General features: G+C 61.9%; 12 protein-coding genes and 1 tRNA gene. 8 read left to right on the top strand and 5 right to left on the bottom strand.

The window, feature by feature from the left end; genetic code table 11:
- Positions 1 to 50: 50 nt before the first annotated feature.
- Positions 51 to 2,801 carry a [protein-PII] uridylyltransferase gene (locus Y88_RS12260; RefSeq protein WP_008069725.1) on the bottom strand — a complete coding sequence of 917 codons (2,751 nt, stop codon included), beginning with the start codon at positions 2,799 to 2,801 and terminating at the stop codon, positions 51 to 53.
- 20 nt (positions 2,802 to 2,821) lie between these two features.
- Complete coding sequence (locus tag Y88_RS12255) at positions 2,822 to 4,531, bottom strand: class I adenylate-forming enzyme family protein (RefSeq protein WP_008069723.1); 1,710 nt, start codon at positions 4,529 to 4,531, stop codon at positions 2,822 to 2,824.
- Positions 4,532 to 4,810: 279 nt separating this feature from the next.
- Between Y88_RS12255 and lgt the strand changes: the two genes are divergently transcribed.
- The 7 genes from lgt (at position 4,811) to Y88_RS12220 (ending at position 10,704) form a co-directional block, all read left to right on the top strand.
- Positions 4,811 to 5,698, top strand: coding sequence for a prolipoprotein diacylglyceryl transferase (gene lgt, locus Y88_RS12250; RefSeq protein ID WP_232281084.1), 888 nt, complete (start codon positions 4,811 to 4,813; stop codon positions 5,696 to 5,698).
- A 53-nt stretch (positions 5,699 to 5,751) separates the two neighbouring features.
- Positions 5,752 to 6,834, top strand: coding sequence for a class I SAM-dependent methyltransferase (locus tag Y88_RS12245; protein ID WP_050805633.1), 1,083 nt, complete (start codon positions 5,752 to 5,754; stop codon positions 6,832 to 6,834).
- A gap of 287 nt (positions 6,835 to 7,121) precedes the next feature.
- Positions 7,122 to 7,685 (top strand): ubiquinol-cytochrome c reductase iron-sulfur subunit, encoded by a 564-nt coding sequence (petA, locus tag Y88_RS12240; protein ID WP_008069715.1) that lies wholly within the window; start codon positions 7,122 to 7,124, stop codon positions 7,683 to 7,685.
- Between the two features lie 10 nt (positions 7,686 to 7,695).
- Positions 7,696 to 8,985, top strand: a complete 1,290-nt coding sequence (locus Y88_RS12235) for a cytochrome b (protein WP_008069714.1) — start codon at positions 7,696 to 7,698, stop codon at positions 8,983 to 8,985.
- Positions 8,986 to 9,015: 30 nt separating this feature from the next.
- Complete coding sequence (locus Y88_RS12230) at positions 9,016 to 9,831, top strand: cytochrome c1 (protein ID WP_008069713.1); 816 nt, start codon at positions 9,016 to 9,018, stop codon at positions 9,829 to 9,831.
- Positions 9,832 to 10,015: 184 nt separating this feature from the next.
- Positions 10,016 to 10,552, top strand: a complete 537-nt coding sequence (locus Y88_RS12225) for an adenine phosphoribosyltransferase (RefSeq protein ID WP_008069712.1) — start codon at positions 10,016 to 10,018, stop codon at positions 10,550 to 10,552.
- Between the two features lie 78 nt (positions 10,553 to 10,630).
- Positions 10,631 to 10,704: transfer RNA gene (locus tag Y88_RS12220), tRNA-Gly, on the top strand.
- Here the strand turns inward: Y88_RS12220 and Y88_RS18985 are convergent.
- The 3 genes from Y88_RS18985 to Y88_RS12210 form a co-directional block, all read right to left on the bottom strand.
- Positions 10,656 to 12,290, bottom strand: a complete 1,635-nt coding sequence (locus Y88_RS18985; RefSeq protein ID WP_008069711.1) for a recombinase family protein — start codon at positions 12,288 to 12,290, stop codon at positions 10,656 to 10,658. The genes Y88_RS12220 and Y88_RS18985 overlap by 49 nt on opposite strands.
- A 108-nt stretch (positions 12,291 to 12,398) precedes the next feature.
- A complete protein-coding gene (locus tag Y88_RS19220; protein ID WP_157132648.1) occupies positions 12,399 to 12,557 on the bottom strand; it encodes a hypothetical protein in 159 nt (52 codons plus the stop codon).
- Positions 12,550 to 12,885 carry a hypothetical protein gene (locus Y88_RS12210; protein ID WP_157132647.1) on the bottom strand — a complete coding sequence of 112 codons (336 nt, stop codon included), beginning with the start codon at positions 12,883 to 12,885 and terminating at the stop codon, positions 12,550 to 12,552. The genes Y88_RS19220 and Y88_RS12210 overlap by 8 nt, the downstream gene beginning before the upstream one ends.
- 38 nt (positions 12,886 to 12,923) lie before the next feature.
- On the opposite strand from Y88_RS12210, the gene Y88_RS12205 reads away from it, so the two are divergent.
- Positions 12,924 to 13,844 (top strand): hypothetical protein, encoded by a 921-nt coding sequence (locus Y88_RS12205; protein WP_157132646.1) that lies wholly within the window; start codon positions 12,924 to 12,926, stop codon positions 13,842 to 13,844.
- Positions 13,845 to 13,929: the final 85 nt, after the last annotated feature.

Raw genomic sequence — 13,929 nt, 5'->3', positions numbered from 1 at the left:
GATACCCCCCGCGCACGGGAAGGGAAGCATGTCGAAGGCACATGCCCCGATCATGCCGCGACCTTGCTGCGGCGGTTCTGCGCGCCTTCGATCAAACGCCGTTCGATCGAGCGCAGGCGGCTTTCCGACGTGATCTTTTCGCCAAGGATGTCCGTCACATAGAACGTGTCGACCGCGCGCTCGCCATAAGTCGCGATATGGGCGGAATAGACGATCAGCCGCGCTTCGAACAAGGCACGGGCAAGGCTGCTGAGCAGGGCCGGGCGATCGAGCGCGCCGACCTCGATCACGGTGAAGCGATCCGATGCCTTGTTGTCGAAAATGACGATGGGGTGGATCTCGAACGCTTCGGCACGTGGCCGGGCCAGCGGTCGTGCGGCGAGCTGGGGCTGCAACTTCACCTTGTTGGCAAGCGCGTCGGCAATCGCGACCTTGAGCCGCTTGATCTGGTTCTCTTCGTTGAGCGGGCGCCCGAGCGGGTCCTGCACAAGGAAGTTGTCGAGCGCGACGCCCGCGCGCGTGGTGTGGATGCGCGCGTCGATGATGTTACCGCCCGCCAGATGGATACCCCCGGCAATGCGGTAGAACAGCCCCGGATGGTCCGCCGCAATCACCGTCACCAGCGTGGCGCCGCGCGCAGGGTAATAGCGTGCCTCGACCGACAAGGGCTCGTCGAGTGCCATGTCGAGTTGCTGGAGATTCATCGCGATGATGTCCTCGGGCTCGGCGATCCAGTACGAATCGCCGAGTTGGCGCCCGACCGTGCCGATCAGCGCGTCGCGTTCCTTGAGGATTTCGGCGACCGCCTTCTTCTTGGCGGCAATGCGCTCGACCCGGCCATGCTGCTTGTGGCCGAGACGGAGCATTTCATGCGTGGCGGTATAAAGATCGCCCAGCAGCTGCCGCTTCCACGAATTCCAGATGCCCGGCCCGACCGCGCGAATATCGACCACGGTCAACAGGAACAGCAGGCGCAGGCGCTCGACGCTTTGCACTTGCCCGGCAAATGTCGCGATCGTCCGGTAGTCGGTGAGGTCACGCTTGAACGCGGTCGCGCTCATCATCAGGTGCCAGCGCACCAGCCAAGCGACCATTTCGGTTTCCGCCGGACTCAATCCCAGGCGCGGACACAGTTTCATCGCCACTTCCGCGCCCAGGATCGAATGGTCCCCACGCCGTCCCTTGGCAATGTCGTGCAACATCGTCGCGACATAGAGCACGCGACGCGAGGCGACCTTGGCAATGATTTCGGTGGCGAGCGGATGCTGCTCCTTTTCCTCGCCCTTTTCGAACCGGGCGAGCAGGCCGATCGCGCGAATGGTGTGCTCATCGACCGTGTAGTGGTGGTACATGTCGAACTGCATCTGCGCGATGACGCGGGCGAAATCGGGAATGAAGCGCCCGAATACCCCTGCTTCGCTCATCCAGCGCAGGACCGTTTCCGGATCGTTGTGGCTGGTCAGGATGTCCATGAACAACTGGTTGGCGCGCGGGTCCTTGCGCACGGCGGCATCAATCAGCCCGGCATCGCGATGGGCCTGGCGCATGGTCTCGGGATGGATTTCCATCCCCTCGCGATCGGCCACTGCAAACAGTTCGATCAGGCGCACGGGGTCTTGCGCAAAGAAATCGTCTCCGCTCGCCGCAATCTTGTCCGCAACGACCGAAAAGCCCGCAATCTTGCGCTTGCGCAGCTTGCGGGCGCGCAGCTTGGCGAAAAAGCCCATCTTCTGCGCCGCCCACTGCTCGTCAAGCTGGGCAAGGAAGACCCCGGTCAGCGAGCCGACCTGCTTGGCGTGGAGGAAGAAGAGCTGCATGAACCGCTCGACCGCACTCTTGCCCGGACGATCGGCAAAATTCATGCGCAGCGCCACCTCGCGCTGAAGATCGAAAGTCAGGCGATCCTCGGGACGCTTGGTGATGAGGTGCAAATGGCACCGCACCGCCCAGAAGAAGTTCTCCGCGCGGCGGAACGCGCGATATTCCTGCGCCGTCAGCAGCCCAACATTGACCAGTTCGGAAGGGACGCGGACCTTGTGGATGTACTTGCCGATCCAATAGAGCGTGTGGAGGTCGCGCAAACCGCCCTTGCCCTCTTTCACATTGGGTTCGACGACATAGCGGCTGTCGCCCAGCCGCTTGTGCCGCTCGTTGCGTTCGGCGAGCTTTTCGGCGACGAACTGCCGCTCCGTCCCGGCCGCGACATCGACCCAGAACCGGCGTGAGGCTTCCTCATAGATCCCGCGGTCGCCCCAGACATAGCGCCCTTCGAGCAAGGCGGTGCGGATGGTGAGGTCCGATTTCGCCATGCGGACGAGTTCGTCGAGCGAACGGCTGGAATGGCCGACCTTGAGCCCAAGGTCCCACAGAAAATAGAGAATCGCCTCGATCACCTGCTCACACCACGACGTCGGCTTGATCGGGGTGACAAAGGCGATGTCGACGTCCGACTGCGGCGCCATTTCGCCGCGCCCGTATCCGCCGACCGCCAGCACCGCGATGCGTTCGCCGGTCGAACGGTTGCTGGCGCGATAGACGTGGGTGACGATGTGATCGTGAATCACCCGGACGAGCTGGTCCATCAGGAACGAATGGCCCTGCGCGCATTCGGTCCCGTGCGAGGGATGCAGGGCAAGCCGCCGGGCCAGTTCCGCACGGCCCGACGCGAGACTTTGACGCAGGAGTTCGACCACCGCCGGACGTGCCTTTGCGCCGTTTTCGGCAACGGCGGCGGCAATGGCGTCGGCAAGCTGACGACGGTCGATGATGGCGCGCTGGTTGGGGATCCGGGGCTGTATCATGCCCCCCTCTTACCCCAGGATCATTTTACAGTCTCTGCCCAACGATGCCTGTACTGTTCACGAACTGCCCGCTTGTCGACTTTTTCGGTCCCCAATCGCGGCAAAGGCTCGAAAACCTGCCAGATTTGCACCGGAATCTTGAACGGTGCGATATGGTCGCCAAGAAAGACCCGCAAGTCCTCGTCCGACAGCGCGGCATCGGGCTTGGCCAGGAAAACCGCGCCCGGAACTTCCCCATAGGTCTCGTGCGGCAGGCCGAATACGGTCGCCTCGACCACGTCGGGGTGGCCATAGATCGCGCTTTCGACCTCGATGCAGCTGATGTTCTCGCCGCCGCGGATGATGATGTCCTTTTTCCGGTCGACGATGAAAAGATACCCCGCCTCGTCGAGATAGCCGAGGTCGCCGGTGCGGAAATAGCCGTCCGACGTGATCGCCGCGCGGGTAGCGTCGGGGTTGTCCCAATAGCCGAGGAAATTACCGATGCTGCGGATCGAAATTTCCCCCATCGTGCCGGTCGGCAAAGCACGGCCTTCCTCGTCGAGGATCGCCAGATCGACGAGCGGGCGCGACGCGCTGCCGGTGCTGCCGGGCTTGGCCATGTAGTTCTCGTTGAAATTGCCGCAGCCGATCGCGTTCGTCTCGGTCAGGCCGTAGCCCAGCACCGGAAAGGCATGGGGGATTTCCCGGCGAATGCGTTCGACATGCTCGATCGGACGCGGCGCGCCCCCGGCGGCGAACGTGACACAACTGGTCAAGTCAAACCGATCGCGCTCGGGATGCGTCGCAATCTCGAAACTCATCAGCGGCACACCCACAAAATAGGTGACGCGCTCCCGCTCGATCAGCTCCATCGCCCGGACCGCGTCCCACTTGGGCATCATCACCAGCTTGCGCCCGATCGCGAAGGATTGCAGCAGCAGCGGCACTTCCCCGGTGACATGAAACAGCGGCACATTGACCATGGCGCAAGGCTGGGACGCAGGATCGGGCGCCTCGCCCCGTTCGGTGAGGACACCCAGCACCATCACCGTCTGGGCGATGTAGTTGAACGTCGCCTGCACCACGCCGCGATGATCGGAATAGGCCCCTTTCGACATGCCGGTGGACCCGGACGTGAACAGCACCGTCGCAAGATCGTCACCGGCCAGCTCGGGCAGCGGCGTCCGCGCGTCGCCCCCGCGCGCGCCCATCGACGCAAGGCCGATCGAGGGCAGGCAGTCGTGCACCAGCGGCAGGACTTGCGCCCCGTGGCCATGCCCGACCAGCCGCTCGGCCCGCTGGCGGTCGGCCAGAACCAGCCTGCACCCGACCAGATCGATCCCGTGCGCCAGTTCCTCGCCCGTCCACCAGCCGTTGAGCAGCGTCGCCACTCCGCCGGCCATCAGCACCGCCATATAGGCAATCACCCAGTTGGCCGAATTGCGCGCAGCGATCCCCACCCGGTCGCCCTTTTCAAGGCCATAGCCCGTGACGAGTCCGCCTGCGAGTTCGCGCGCGGCGGCATAGGCCTGCGCGAACGTGACGCGCTGATCCCCGTCGACAAGGAATTCGCGATCCCCGTGCATCGCGCAGAAATGGCCGAAATAATGCGCCAGACTGGGCGGCGCGGCGGCGATCGTCGGCAAGTCGCGGTCGAATTTGCGAAACGGGGTGAGCCGGAACATCCCCTCGTCCGAAACCAGACCATCCATCACGCGCGACAGGCACAGATCGAGCTGCGTTTTCATCGTTGGCACCACTCTCCATCCGGGATCGCATTGCCCGAACGGTCGCCGTGCGCCGATGCGGGAACGATCCTCGTTTATTCGTCTTTCACAGGACCCGATCGCTGTGCCAGAAGGCCGCTCGCGAAGCGGGGTCTGGCGCAAGGAAAGGTCCCGATTCGAAACTTTTAAGGAGTTCGCGCAGTGCTGTCACTATGGGTTGCAACGTCTCTGGTCGCCGGTCAGACGACCGAAATGCTGCATACGCACAGTTCGCTGCTCGCCTCCCTTGCCCATGCGACCATGGTTGACGCTGCGGCACCCTCGGGCCCGGGTTCGGCAACGATGGCCCATGCCCCGCTCCATTTCGAACAGCTAGGCTTGTCCCCAATTGCGTTGGATCTGGGCTTTTTTACGATAAAATGGTATTCGCTGGCTTATCTGGTCGGGATCATCTTTGGCTACTGGCACCTTTCGCGGATGATTCGCCAACCCGGCGCCCCGCTTGCACAGCGCCATGCCGAGGACCTGTTCTTCTACGCGACGCTCGGCATCATTCTGGGCGGACGGCTGGGCTACGCGATCTTCTACGGGCCTGAACTCTTCGCCCATCCGCAGGATCTGCTGAAACTGTGGCAGGGGGGCATGAGCTTTCACGGCGGGCTCATCGGCACGGTCTTGGCCATTGCCTTTGTCTCGTGGCGCAACCGCCTCGATTTCCTCCGGGTCTGTGACTACATCGCCCCTTGCGCCCCGATCGGCCTGTTCCTGGGCCGCTGCGCCAATTTCGTGAACGGCGAACTGTGGGGCCGCGCAGCCGATCCCTCGCTGCCCTGGGCCATGGTCTTTCCCGGCGGCGGCGCAGTCGCCCGCCATCCCAGCCAGCTTTACGAAGCCGGGCTCGAAGGGATCATCCTCGGCACCATCCTGTTCGTACTGTTCTGGAAAACACGCGCGCGCTGGCGCCCGGGCCTGCTCATGGGCACCTTCGCCTGCGGTTATGGCATGGCCCGCTTCATCGTCGAATGGTTCCGCGAACCCGATGCCCAGCTTGAGGATTTCGCCCATGCGACGGGGCTTTCCATGGGCCAGTGGCTGACCGTGCCGATGATCGCGATCGGCGTCCTCCTGATCGTGCGTGCGCTGCGCCGTCCGCAAGTCGGCGTCACCGTGCAATCGCTGCCCCAATGAACGAGGGCCCAGTGAACGAGGCCCCGGTGAACAAAGCCCCGGTGAACAAGGCCATGACCGACACTGCCCCGGGCCTTCCGTCCGACATGCGCCTCAAAGACCGCTTCGTCCGGCTGATCGCTGCGACCGGCCCGATCAGCGTGGCGCAATTCGTGGCCGAATCGAACGCGCGCTATTACGACAGCCGCGATCCGCTCGGCAGCGCGGGCGACTTCATCACTGCCCCGGAAATCAGCCAGATGTTCGGCGAACTCATCGGACTGTGGCTGGCCGACATGTGGGACCGTGCCGGACGCCCCGGCCCGATCCACTATGTCGAGCTGGGTCCCGGACGCGGCACGCTGGCGCGCGACGCCCTTGGCGCCGCGCGCCGCTTCGGCCTCTCCCCGGAAATCCATTTCGTCGAAGGCAGCACCGCCCTGCGCGCCGTGCAGCAGAGCCATTTCCCGAAGGCTCACTGGCACGACGACCTTGCCTCGCTCCCCGAAACCGGCCCGCTGCTGATCGTCGCCAACGAATTTCTCGATGCGCTGCCGATCCGGCAACTGGTCATGACCGCCTCGGGCTGGCGCGAACGCATGGTCGGGATCGAAGGCGACCGGCTGGTTCCGATCGCCGGAACGCAGCCGATGGATGCGGCCGTCCCAGCCGAGCTTGCCTCTGCCCATGAAGGCGCGATTCTCGAAACCTCGCCCGCTGCTGCTGCGGTCACGCGCGAAATCGCCCGGCGACTTGCCACGCAGGGCGGGGCCGCGCTCGTCATCGACTATGGCCGCGCGGAACCCGCCTATGGCAGCTCGCTTCAGGCCTTGCGCGCCCACACCAAGGTCAATCCGTTCGAATGCCCCGGTGAAGCAGACCTCACCGCCCATGTCGACTTCTCGGTCCTTCGCCCCGTGGTCGAAGCCGAAGGAGCCCGGTGGCTCGGCACCGTCGAACAGGGCGCATTCCTGATCTCGCTCGGCCTTGGTCCCCGCATGGAGGCCTTGTGCCGCGCCGCGCCGGACAAGGCGCAGGCGGTCCGCGCCGCCGCGCACCGCCTCGCCGCGCCCGAAGCGATGGGTTCGCTGTTCAAGGTCATGGGCCTTGCCGCGCCCGGATGGCCCACCGGCGCGGGGTTTCCCGCCGGCGGCTGACGCTGCGGCCTGCGCCGCCCCAACCTCTTGCGAACCAGTCGCAAATCCGTTCACGGATGATTAAGAGTAAGCCCTGCCGACCCAAAATGTGTGTTGGCAAATGGGCGAAATTGTGGCTATCAGGCCTTTGAGATCGGGGACGCGCAAAGCGAAGAAGCAATCATTCGCAGCCGATACCCCGCGATGAAGAGGGACGTCCGCCACCAAGGATGATCCCACTTGGGGAGCGAAAGCAACTGTTGGACCGCTCCCGCACCTCGGCGGGCGGCATCAATCAAGGACTTTCAATGGCTGACGAGGCAAGCATCGACACCACGGTTCCGGCCGGGGAAGGCGTCAGGCGACGCGATTTCATCAATGTTGCAGCAGTGAGCGTCGCCGGTGTCGGCGGGCTGGCTACTCTTGTTCCCCTGATTTCGCAGATGAGTGCATCGGCCGACGTGCTGGCCGAAAGCTCGACCGAAATCGACATCTCGGCGATCGAGCCGGGACAGGCGATCAAGGCGGTTTTCCGCAAGCAGCCGGTTTTCATCCGCAATCTGACGCAACAGGAAATCGCCGAGGCGAACGCCGTCAATCCGACAACGCTGCGCGACCCCCAGTCGCTGGCCGACCGGACCAAACCGGGCAAAAGCAACTGGCTGATCACCATGGGCGTATGCACCCACCTGGGTTGCGTCCCGCTCGGCGCAGGCCAGGGCGAAGTAAAGGGCGAATTCGGCGGATATTTCTGTCCGTGCCACGGGTCGGTCTACGACACCGCAGCGCGCATCCGCAAAGGCCCGGCACCCAAGAATCTCGAGGTGCCGCCTTATGAATTCACATCCGCCACTGTCGTGAAGATCGGCTGAGGATACCCCCATGAGCTTTCCCTGGGCCAAGCACTACAAGCCTAGCCATCCGCTGATGGTCTGGCTGGACGAAAAGCTGCCCCTGCCGCGCTTTGTCTACAATGCGATCGGCGGCGGCTATCCCGTTCCCCGCAATCTCAACTATTTCTGGAACTTCGGCGTGCTCGCCGGGTTCTGCCTCGTGCTGCAGATCCTCACCGGGGTTATCCTGGCGATGCATTATGCGGCCAATTCGGGCGTGGCGTTCGACAGCGTCGAACACATCATGCGCGACGTGAACTGGGGCTGGCTGCTGCGCTATGCGCACGCCAACGGCGCCTCAGCCTTCTTCGTCGTGGTCTACATCCACATCTTCCGCGGCTTCTTCTACTCGTCGTACAAGGCCCCGCGTGAGATGATCTGGCTTTTGGGCGTGGTCATCTTCCTCCTGATGATGGCAACCGCGTTCATGGGCTACGTGCTCCCCTGGGGGCAGATGAGCTTCTGGGGCGCCAAGGTCATCACCGGCCTGTTCTCGGCGATCCCGATCGTGGGCGAACCTCTCCAGCAGTGGCTGCTTGGCGGCTTTTCGCCGGACAACGCTGCGCTCAACCGCTTCTTCTCGCTGCACTTCCTGCTGCCCTTCGTGATCGCGGCCGTCATCGTCCTGCACATCTGGGCGCTGCACATTCCCGGCTCGTCGAACCCGACCGGCGTTGAAGTGAAGCAGGAATCGGACACCGTGCCGTTCCACCCCTACTACACCGCCAAGGACGGCTTCGGACTGGGCGTGTTCCTGCTCGGCTACTTCGCGATGGTGTTCTTCTTCCCCAACGCGCTCGGCCACCCGGACAACTACATCGCGGCCAACCCGCTTTCGACGCCCGCCCACATCGTTCCCGAATGGTACTTCTGGCCGTTCTACGCGATCCTGCGCGCCTTCACTGCGGACTTCCTGTTCATCCCGGCCAAGCTCATGGGCGTGCTGGCGATGTTCTCGGCGATCCTCGTCTGGTTCTTCCTGCCCTGGCTCGACACCTCGCCGGTGCGCTCGGGCAATTACCGGCCGCTGTTCCGCAAGTTCTTCTATCTCCTCGTCATCGACGTGCTCGTTCTCGGGTACTGTGGCGGTTCGCCGGCGGAAACCAAGTACGTGCTGATCTCGCAGATCGCCGCCACGTACTACTTCCTCCATTTCCTCGTCATCCTGCCGATCGTCGCCTCGGTCGAGAAGCCGCAGCCGCTGCCGTTCTCGATCACCGAAGCCGTCCTCGGCACCGATGAAGCAGCCACCCTTTCCGGCGCCTCCACGGCAGCCTGATCGGCCAGGAAAAGAAAGCGAGATACCGCCATGGTTCGCATTTTCGGCCCTATCGTCGGGCTTTTCTTCGCGGTCGCGCTGCTCTGGTCGTTCGGCCTCGGCGCGTACCAGATCATTCGTGAGCCCGAACCCTCGACGGCGGTCAAGGATTTCCACCTTGCCCCCAAGGAAGCCAAGTTCTCGTTCGAAGGCCCTTTCGGCCGGTTCGACAACCGCCAGCTTCAGCGCGGCTTCGAGGTCTACAGCCAGGTGTGCAGCAACTGCCACTCGCTCAAGCAGATCGCGTTCCGCAATTTCGCCGATCTCGGCTATAACGAAGCCCAGGTGAAGGCGATCGCCAAGGCCTGGCCGACCAAGGCCAAGACTTTCGACGCCAAGACCGGTGAAGCGGGCGAACGCGACAACGTGCCTGCCGACCACATCCCGCCGGTCTACTATGCCGGAACCGGCAGTCCGCCGGACCTGTCGCTGATCACCAAGGCGCGTCACGAAGGTCCGCAGTACGTCTATTCGCTGCTGACCGGCTATGCCGACCAGCCTGCCGAACTGCTCAAGAAGTATCCGGAATCCAAGACCCCGGACGGATTGTTCTACAACCCCTACTTCGCCAACCTCAACATCGCCATGCCGCCGCCGCTGACCACCGATGGGCAAGTCACCTATTCGGACGGCACCCCTGCGACGGTCGACCAGATGTCCAAGGACGTCGCCGCGTTCCTGACCTGGACCGCCGAACCCAAGCTCGTGAAGCGCAAGCAGACGGGCTGGGCCGTACTCGGCTTCCTCGTTGCAGCGACGGCGCTGGCTTATCTGTCCAAGCGTAACATCTGGGCCGACAAGCACTGAGGAACACGCACGAGCCTGATCGGCTCGATACAAAATTCGGACGAAATTCGGGCAGGGATCGGCTCGCAGGGTGAAAGCCCTCTTGCCGACCGCCCCCCGGACGATAGAAGGCCACCGGCAACGGTGGCCTTTTTCGTTGGTGCTGCCGTCTTTCCCTCTCCCCCGTTTTCTCCCGGATGCCCGCATGACTCTCGACCAGATCAAGGCCCTCGTTCGCACCGTTCACGATTTTCCCGCGCCGGGGATCCAGTTCCGCGATGTCACGACCCTGATCAGCCATGGCGAAGGCCTTGCCGCCGCCGTCCGCCACTTGTCCGAACGCGCTGCCGCCTCGGGCGCAGCGATGATCGCGGGCATGGAAGCACGGGGCTTCATTTTCGGCGCCGCCGTCGCGGCGCAACTCGGCCTGGGCTTCATTCCGGTGCGCAAGCCCGGCAAGTTGCCGGTGCCCACGATCGGCGTCGATTATGCGCTGGAATATGGCCGCGACCGGCTCGAAATCGATCCGGGCGCCATTCGTCCGGGCGAACGCGTCGTCATCATCGACGACCTGATCGCGACCGGGGGCACTGCCCTTGCCGCGACCGAACTGCTTCGCCAGGCGGGCGCGGACGTTTCCCATGCCCTGTTCGTGATCGACCTTCCCGACCTTCACGGCGCGGACCGCCTGCGCGGCGCGGGACTGACGGTCGATGCCCTGCTCAGCTATCCGGGTCATTGAACGGCACGATCGCCGAGACGCATTGACGGAGGGGCCCGTTTCATGCCATGGGCCTCTTCCCACGCAGTGGCGTACCGAGCGGGTATAGCTTAGTGGTAAAGTCCTAGCCTTCCAAGCTAGTCAGGCGGGTTCGATTCCCGCTACCCGCTCCATCACCAGCATACATGTTTGCTGGGACTGGCTTGCCAGAGGCAAGGGAGAGGATGGTCGCAAGACGACCTGAAACTTCAATGTCTACGCCGCGTTCGCCACCACTTGGGGTCATGGTGACCCGCTCGATCAGTCCGCGAACGATGTTATGTGCCTGGCGACGGCTTTCCTCGTCCCGCGACAAGGTCTGCGCCAGATCCCGAACTTGCATCCTGTAACTTTCGGCAATGCCGGGGTGCAGGGCAACGACCGGGATGGCATCGATCTCCATCATCTCGGCCTCAATCCGGGCTTGTTCCGCTTTGGCTCTCGCTAGCCCATCCTTCAACTCCTTTGTGTAACCATCGTCAGCGATGGCTTCGACAAGATTGGCGATCCGATTCGCCGCGTCAAGCCGACGTTTCTCTAGCCGGTTGCGCTGCCGAGTCTGATCAGCCGAGCGACGAACATACTCAGCATGATACTCTTTCACAAATGCGCTCAACAATGCCGGGTCAAGCATACGCTCTTGGAGGCCGCTTAGCACGCGTTCCTGGTAGCGCTTGGTGGTGATGGTTCGGTTGTTGGCGCAGCCATGCCCGTTCCGAAAATTGGTACAGCCCCAACGTTCATCACCAATGACAATCCATTGGCCACCGCAGACCCCACACACGCCGATCCCGGAAAGCAATTGCTTTGGGCGTCGCTGTGCCCGAAAATGATGGCCATCAAATTTCTGCCGGCGCTCTTGCACCGTTTGCCATAAATCGTCTGGCACGATGCGAAGGTCCGGCTTTTCCTGGATAATCCACTCGGACTCAGGCAGAGGCTGGATCACATAATTTCTCGTATCAGGATGCCTGACCTTCGTTGTCCGACGGATAATCAATTGGCCAATGTACAGCCGATTATTGAGCATGCCATTCTTGCGCTTTCTATCGCCCGTGATCGTACTGGCTTTCCACTTTCCACCTCTGGGGCTCGGAACTCCCTCCGCATTCAGTCGCTCGGCAATTTGCCGTGGGCTCAGATCCTGCGCATATTCGGTGAAAATGCGAATTACGATCGCAGCCTCGACGGTATCAATGATTCTACGTCCGCGCTCTGGACGGCCATTTTCGGCAATTTTGTTATCGGTGGCATAGCCATATGCTACCCCGCACGGACTCCGGCCGTCCTTTACTGAACCAGCTTGGCCGCGCCGGACGTGGTGCCCCGTTGTCCTGCTGAATTCAGCATCCATGAGGCCGTGGATGGTGGCGGTTACTTCCGTAATTTCACCTTGGCCGGTCGTAAAAAGACGCGCACCAACAAATGTGATCCATTCATGGACCTTATGAAGGTCACCCCGATGCCGTGCGATGCGACTTGTCGTTTCTGCCAGGACCTGATCAACACCACCTTGCTTCACATGTTGCAGCAAGCGATGCATGCCGGGACGAGCACTTTCGTCGATTCCAGCTGCGCCACGGGTGTCTTCATCCGCATAAGTTCCGACAATTTCCCAGCCTTCGCGCTGGCATCGCTCGGTGAGCTCGGTGATCTGATCTTCGCATGATTTGGGATTTTGAAGATCAGTGCTGAAACGGGCGTAGATGATTGTGCGCATTTTCAGTGCCCTTTCGTGATTTCCAGCTACCCTTTGAGCCCTTGCAGCATGACTCGACTCACGTGACGCGTGACCATCATGATACTTCGGCCGAAATTGGTCGAACGCTCATACGCTGACGTCGGGAGGGGCCTGACGAATTTGCTCATTTGGTGTTTTGCCGCGTTTGGGCGCAAACCGCTCAGCGACATCCTTGGCAGCCGCAGTTCGTGCCAGAAGCTTCGCAAGCTCAATCAGCGCAGGATCGGGTTCTGGAAGATCAGCCATGCTGACCTCGCCGCTCAAGCCACGCGATGTAGTCCGACGTTAGCGCGTAAACACCCTTCCGCCCTTCGATCTTGAACGTCTTAACGCCCAGCGCACCTCGCCGCCGCGCCTGATCGAAGGCTTTGGTGTTCGAAAAGCCCATCAGCCTGGCGAGTGCGTCCCGCGCCAGCAATGGGCCATGATCTTTGAAAATCTGCGCAAGCAATGCATCGGCGGTATTGCTTCCGTTAAGCGCATGAGGTTGCATGTGGTCGGCTTCCGAGCGATCTGGTGACCGCCAGTTGCTGCGTGATTCGGAGCCGCCATCAAAGGAACTGCAAGCGCGCATTGCGGTTCCTTTCGGTAAATTATTGAAAGATATGAGTTATGGGAAGGGAACGAAAGAAGCCGATTTCTGCAGCCAAGCGACTGGCATTGCCGATTTGGGTTTTTGGAATGATGCAGATGGCTGGCGTGCAAACCACCGCCGGTTTGGTCGGTGTGATCGAGGGGCCTTGGCACGATAATCGCAGGACAGATCCTCGTGAGAGCCAGCGCACACTGATCGACCAGTATTCAAGGGCGGAAAAATATCCCTCGAATGCTGAGCTCTCCTCTTCATTCATAAGCCGGATCGAGAGCAATTTGCCTGGCAGCCGCCGCTATCTTCTGAGCCGGATGTGGGCGCTCATGGATGGCGAAGAGGTGCCGACAGAGGACCTGTTGGCGTCGCTTAAAACTTGCCCTGCCCTCGATGACTGCGAGGCAATTGTCGCGGTCGGCGATGGCTCGCAGGCTATTGCCGACTTCGGGGCGACGATACAGCCACGCCTTGAGCGCGATCGTTCGCTCTGGCGGCTCGAAGCGCTCGTCCTTTTGGCGGCCTATGCCCAGCAGATTGGTGATGAAGGCTCCGGGCGCAAAATCGCATCGTACTATCAAGCCGTTGAGGCCGATATCGTTCTGCCGCCGTTTGCCGAGCATTGCCGCCGCGAGCTGTCCGCACTCAGTTTCAGCTTCATATTTAGATCGTGGCTCAAGCCAGACGATGTTTCTACGCATGGGCTGGCGGGCACAAAGCCATCGCCAGTGCTGTGGCGGGGCGGGAAGTATCCTGTGTGGGCGACGGGAACACTATGCCTCATTATGCTTGTGCGCTTTGCATATGCGCCTGATTACCCTTTGGAAAACCCGATACTCTTTGCTGGTGCCGCCGCGTTGGTGGCTGCAGTTACTGCATTTCCCCAGCTTGGCCGTTTAACAGGCTGCAGAATGGCGTTACAGCAAGGTGGCTTGCACAAAGTTTAGGTTTCACAACATCATCCATTTGATTGCAGGGCGATTCTGTGATGCATCATTTCTTATCAATCAAACGCTTTGATGCAACTCAGCC

Source organism: Novosphingobium nitrogenifigens DSM 19370, from assembly GCF_000192575.1.
GTDB classification, from domain to species: Bacteria; Pseudomonadota; Alphaproteobacteria; order Sphingomonadales; family Sphingomonadaceae; genus Novosphingobium; species Novosphingobium nitrogenifigens.
Note: the sequence above shows the minus strand (reverse complement) of the source record. Positions and strands in the feature narration are given on the sequence as shown.

Coding starts and splice junctions, on each gene's coding strand:
- Y88_RS12260 (WP_008069725.1), bottom strand. CDS start 2,801: ATGATACAGCCCCGGATCCCCAACCAGCGCGCCATCATCGACCGTCGT.
- Y88_RS12255 (WP_008069723.1), bottom strand. CDS start 4,531: ATGAAAACGCAGCTCGATCTGTGCCTGTCGCGCGTGATGGATGGTCTG.
- lgt (WP_232281084.1), top strand. CDS start 4,811: ATGGTTGACGCTGCGGCACCCTCGGGCCCGGGTTCGGCAACGATGGCC.
- Y88_RS12245 (WP_050805633.1), top strand. CDS start 5,752: ATGACCGACACTGCCCCGGGCCTTCCGTCCGACATGCGCCTCAAAGAC.
- petA (WP_008069715.1), top strand. CDS start 7,122: ATGGCTGACGAGGCAAGCATCGACACCACGGTTCCGGCCGGGGAAGGC.
- Y88_RS12235 (WP_008069714.1), top strand. CDS start 7,696: ATGAGCTTTCCCTGGGCCAAGCACTACAAGCCTAGCCATCCGCTGATG.
- Y88_RS12230 (WP_008069713.1), top strand. CDS start 9,016: ATGGTTCGCATTTTCGGCCCTATCGTCGGGCTTTTCTTCGCGGTCGCG.
- Y88_RS12225 (WP_008069712.1), top strand. CDS start 10,016: ATGACTCTCGACCAGATCAAGGCCCTCGTTCGCACCGTTCACGATTTT.
- Y88_RS18985 (WP_008069711.1), bottom strand. CDS start 12,290: ATGCGCACAATCATCTACGCCCGTTTCAGCACTGATCTTCAAAATCCC.
- Y88_RS19220 (WP_157132648.1), bottom strand. CDS start 12,557: ATGGCTGATCTTCCAGAACCCGATCCTGCGCTGATTGAGCTTGCGAAG.
- Y88_RS12210 (WP_157132647.1), bottom strand. CDS start 12,885: ATGCGCGCTTGCAGTTCCTTTGATGGCGGCTCCGAATCACGCAGCAAC.
- Y88_RS12205 (WP_157132646.1), top strand. CDS start 12,924: ATGGGAAGGGAACGAAAGAAGCCGATTTCTGCAGCCAAGCGACTGGCA.